Origin of the sequence: Streptomyces sp. MnatMP-M17, assembly GCF_900091995.1 — a bacterium.
In the GTDB taxonomy this organism is placed as follows: Bacteria; Actinomycetota; Actinomycetes; order Streptomycetales; family Streptomycetaceae; genus Streptomyces.
The window spans coordinates 1-4,653 of sequence record NZ_FMDK01000211.1 but is presented as its reverse complement, the minus strand read 5'-3'; the positions used below and the strand labels follow the sequence as shown (position 1 = coordinate 4,653).

4 protein-coding genes and 1 pseudogene are annotated in these 4,653 nt (G+C 64.3%); all 5 read left to right on the top strand.

Going from position 1 to position 4,653, the window contains the following annotated elements; genetic code table 11:
* Nucleotides 1-309 precede the first annotated feature (309 nt).
* Nucleotides 310-417: pseudogene (locus tag GA0115259_RS38955) on the top strand (IS5/IS1182 family transposase); the annotation flags it as partial.
* Between the two features lie 425 nt (nt 418-842).
* A complete protein-coding gene (locus GA0115259_RS10400) occupies nt 843-1,031 on the top strand; it encodes an alpha/beta fold hydrolase (RefSeq protein WP_093594180.1) in 189 nt (62 codons plus the stop codon).
* Entirely contained in the window at nt 1,028-1,498 is a 471-nt protein-coding gene (locus GA0115259_RS41670) for a hypothetical protein (RefSeq protein WP_237539902.1), read from the top strand. The genes GA0115259_RS10400 and GA0115259_RS41670 overlap by 4 nt, the downstream gene beginning before the upstream one ends.
* Nucleotides 1,495-1,863: a hypothetical protein gene (locus tag GA0115259_RS41665; RefSeq protein WP_237539901.1), complete on the top strand. Its 369-nt coding sequence runs from the start codon at nt 1,495-1,497 to the stop codon at nt 1,861-1,863. Before GA0115259_RS41670 ends, GA0115259_RS41665 begins: the two co-directional genes overlap by 4 nt.
* Nucleotides 1,864-1,976: 113 nt before the next feature.
* Nucleotides 1,977-2,957 carry an AraC family transcriptional regulator gene (locus GA0115259_RS10390; RefSeq protein WP_093594177.1) on the top strand — a complete coding sequence of 327 codons (981 nt, stop codon included), beginning with the start codon at nt 1,977-1,979 and terminating at the stop codon, nt 2,955-2,957.
* Nucleotides 2,958-4,653 lie beyond the last annotated feature (1,696 nt).

Sequence of the window (4,653 nt, the reverse complement as noted above, 5' to 3'; positions counted from 1 at the left end):
GACTTCCGTCGAGCCAGTACGGTGCCGGCCGACGGGCCGTTTCGCGCGTGTACGGCGGGGTCGCCACCCCGGGCACCGCGCGGATCTCAGCCGGGCGGCGCGACCAGGGTGGCGCGAATGGGCAGATGGCCGTCGCGCAGGCGGCGTCCGCAGCCCAACGCGACGATCCCGGCGAGCGTCGACAGGGCGCTCTCGGTGAGGGAGGTTCCGCCGAGGTCGAGACCGGTGAGATCGTCGGATTCCCTGAGGCCCGGCTACGCCCCTCGCAGCTCATGGGCCCCCGGCACCGTCAGCAGCCAAGGAGCCCTGTTGGTTTCGTATCCTGTCGCACTCGACCTGTCTCACGCCTTGGTCGAGTGGGTCACGATGCTCATCGTCACCCGTGAGGGTGACCGACGGTGCAAACTCCCGCCGCACCACCCGTCCTCCGCGCGCGGGGCAGGGTGGGCGTGGCTGGCCGACATGGTCATCTGGGAGGCCGCCCTGCTCAACCCGCCGGATGACCCACTGCCCACCCGGTGTCGCGTGGGTGTGCTTCCTGGACGGGAGCCGGGTCCGCGAGCTGCGCCTTCACCACCCACGCAGCCACCACTGAGACACGTCGCGGACGAATCCTGCGGCCGATCGAACTTTCCCGGACCCCACCGCATCTTGTGGGTATGAAACCAACACCCCCACCAGTCCCGACCGTCTCGGCGAGCTGATCCTTTACGACACCCCACGGGCAGGATGGCGTTCATATAGCGCCCGAACGACTCGGCGTTGGCGACTGCCGTCGTCCGTAGCGGATTGACCGTGTCCCACATCCGGCCTGCCTCGACCGCCTCCGGCCGATCACCCTGGTGATCGCCGGTATCCACGACTTCATCTGTCCGCCCTCCTCGGCGTACGAGATGCGGGCGGCCATGCCGAACACGTCGCTCTGGGAACTGCGGGAGAGCGGCCACTTGGGCCACATCGAGCAGGCGGCGGAGTTCGCCTCCTCCGTGCCGGACTTCATACACAACACAGAGACGGGAAAGCGCAAGTGAAGACCACCGTGCCGCTCGGCTTGGCCGAGCAGGCCGAGATCGGGGCGTACGTCGACTCCGTGACCGGCGCGCCGACGCCGGTAAGGGAGGCACTGGGCGTCGGCTCGCTGAGCATCGGCTCGGCGCTCGCGCCGGCGGTCTGCGCGGACCCGACCAACTTCTTCAACCAGGCCGACGGCTTCGGCGAGAGCGCGCCGGTCACCACCGACGTCCTGGCACAGGTCCGCGATTTCTACCGCGAACAGGGCGCTTCCCAGGGCGCGTTCATGATCGTACCGCCGCTGCTGCCGTCGGACTGGGCCTCGGCCGCCGCCTGCCTGGACCGCACAAGCCGACACGGTCACGTCAAGCTCAGCTGCGACACCGAGACCGTGCTGTCCACGGGCTATGGCATGCGCCGCTCGGACCCGGCCCGCGCGTCGGCCCGGTCGAGCCGCACCGGGCGAACGGGTGGGCCGACGTCATGATGACCGCCTTCGGTTTCGGCACACCAGGCATGGCCGACGTAGCGGCGTCGTGCGTGGGCAAGCCCGACCGGCGACAGTGCGCGGTCTGGGACGGCGAGCCGATCGTCGCGGTCGGGAGCGTCTTCATCAACGGCGAGTGCGCCGACATGTTCGGTGGGGCGACGCTTCCGGAAGGCCGCCGCCGCGGCGCCCAGTCAGCGCTGCTCGCCGCTCGCGCCAGGGCAGCCAAGGCAACAGGGTGCGGGGGATTCGTCGCCGAGACGGGAGCGGAAGGCCCCGGCGACCGCCAACACCTCACTCCACACCATGCCGCGCGCCAGCTTCGAGCCGCTGCGCGAGCGGTCACCTGGCTGTGGCAGGAGTAGCCGGGGCCAGGCAGGCACTGCCCAGCCCCCGAGTGCCCGTGCTTCCTTCCCTCAGCATCACGGCACATCAGTCACTTGACCCGACCTCAGCCCCGAAGAGGTGAACTCAGACTATGCCGCTGGATGAGCTGCGCACCCTCCTGAATCGGCACGCCCGGACCGACGGAATCACCGCCATCGAGGGAGTGCTGATCGGGCGGGCGGAGAAGTCCGACTCGCCGTCGGCGTCGATGACGGGAACACTCATGACGCTGATCGCCCAAGGCGCCAAACGTCTGGCCCTAGGCGATCACGTATACGAGTACCGTGCCGGGCAGTACCTCATCACATCAGCCGATCTGCCCGTCAGCGGCCACTTCACAGAGTGCGACCCGGAACAACCGGCCCTGGGTTTCAGCATGTTGCTTCAACCGTCGGCCGTCGCCGACGTACTCGTGCAAGCACCTCTCGGGACCGTTCCACGGGGCGGCACCGCACCTCCCGCCCTCGCGATCAGCAACGCGCCGAACGAACTCCTCGATGCCGTCGTACGACTGCTGCGCCTGCTCGACCATCGTCGCGACATAGATATGCTCGCACCGTTGATCAAACGGGAGATCCTGTGGCGGCTGGTCACCGGTGAACAGGGCGCGATGGTCCGTCAGATCAGTCTCGCCGACAGTCAGCTCTCCCATATCGCCAAAGCAGTACATTGGATAAGGGAGAACTACAGCACATCGTTCCGGGTGGAACACGTGGCAGAACTCGTCGGCATGAGCTCCTCCACCTTCTTCCGTAATTTCCAGGCCGTCACGGGAATGAGCCCCATCCAATTCCAGAAGAAGATTCGGCTCCATGAGGCCCGGCTTCTGCTGATCACCCATCCCAAAGACATCGCGCATATCGGCTACCGCGTCGGCTACGACAGCTCATCCCAGTTCAGCCGCGAATACCGCCGCCTCTTCGGCGCGTCACCAAGCAAGGACGCAATTCGCTGGGCTGCCGACACGCCGGGCGAGCTCGCAACCCGTGAGCGACCTCACTCTCGGACCGGAGAGGATCGTGCAAGCAGGCACGAGCACCGGTCTACCGCTTCAGCAGGTCAAACGAGTTGAGTGGAACCACCCGTATCTTCGCCGGCAAAGCCGCCCCAGGCCATCGTGGCGCAGATAGACGGGCTGCCGGCCAAGGGGTCCGCGGAGTCCGAGTACACCGACTACGTCCCGGGCGTCCGACAACGGAGCCAGGAAAGTCTGAGCACAGAGTTACCGCCGGGATCACTCGATGCTGGAGCACGAGAATGCCTGCCCCTCCGCATCGATCCTACTTACAAGTTGGTGCGTGATAGCGGGTGAGGTGTCCTTTAGACAGAAACCAGCATGGGCGAAGACGGAGCGGCGAGCACGGCACCTCGTGGACCTGGGAGCGCAGAGAACTCCATGATCGACTGGCGTCGTGCTCGCCTCACGTCCGGGACGCCGTCTCACCACAACCCGCCCCGTCGACCAACCGGGGCAAAGGTCACACATTTCGGGGCCCGCTCAGCTTGTCCGTGAAGAAGACTCAGCCGCACATTTTATTGCACAGGGATGAACCCCTACCCAAAAGACCTCCAAGCTGAGCACGACTTGAGATCGAACCCATCGACCTGGTACATGAAGCAGGCTCGGAATTCCTTGATGCTGGAATTCGTGCTCTTGGATGCGGTCTTACCCTTGGCCGCCGCCAGTTCGCCTTCGGTCCCGTCCCAGAGCCTGTAACCGACACTCCCTCCAAGCGAACCGAGCTGCGAGGAGCCATATACCCAGACCCAACCCGCAGCCCCATTACCCGGACTATTATCCACCGCAGCACGAGTTCCCTGAAAGGAGATCTCGGTCTGTGCGGCGAAAGCGGGTTGCACAAAGAGAACCCCGACACACGCCGCCACGGCCGCCACAAACGTCATCCTTTTGGAAGGATTTTCCCTTTTCATTTCTTCTACCCCTCTGATGGTGCATCAGTCCCACACTTCCTCGTTGACTCGAGAAAAGGGCGGGCACAAGCCCGATGCAGGTTTCTTCTATCATTTGACATGGCAACAAAAAGCCATCAACCAGGAAATTAAGATAGATTGGCTGGAATGTAAATTCCTCTACTCCCGTGTAGGCGAACATTTTCAGCGTCGCGCGTCCAGGGTGAGGACAGGCTTGGCAACTGATGTTGCGGTTCGGGCTGATTCGGGGATCGTCGGGAGATCCGCCAGGATTTCAGCAGTGAATTGCCCCGGGTTCGGTAGAGATCTCATATTGCGATTGTGACCTGGAGTTTCGCGAATTCCACGTAGTAGTTGGCCTCGTACTGGACGGGCGGAACGTGGTCCATCTCACTGTGGAATCGACGGTGGCAGTACCAATCGCCCCACTCGGCGGTGGCGAGCTCGACCTGGGAGAGCGTCTTCCAGGATGCAAGGAGCACAACCGGAGCGGGGTCCCATCCTTCCTGGTGTGGTGCCAGACCACCAGACTCACCCGACGCCTCCGGCATGCCAGCTCCGCAGGCATGCCGGGCACGTTCGCTCTCTCACAGCGACCGTCTTGGACCGGGTCCTACGTGGAAGCGTCTCGCTGAGCTGAACATGGGTGTCTTCTAGTGCTACAAACCACTCATCAAACTCACCACATAGGACACGGCCTAACTAGTACTTGCTGATCTCCCAGAAGCGGAAGACGGTCGAGGCGTCCAGGGTCCACTCCAGGCCGGAGATGTTGTCGTGCGCCACCGCGTACTGCTTGCCCTGCCACAGAGGCAGGATCGGCAGGGGCCCCGCCC

Excerpts from the sequence above, each read along its gene's own strand:
- GA0115259_RS41665 (WP_237539901.1), top strand. The coding sequence starts at position 1,495 with ATGATGACCGCCTTCGGTTTCGGCACACCAGGCATGGCCGACGTAGCG.
- GA0115259_RS10390 (WP_093594177.1), top strand. The coding sequence starts at position 1,977 with ATGCCGCTGGATGAGCTGCGCACCCTCCTGAATCGGCACGCCCGGACC.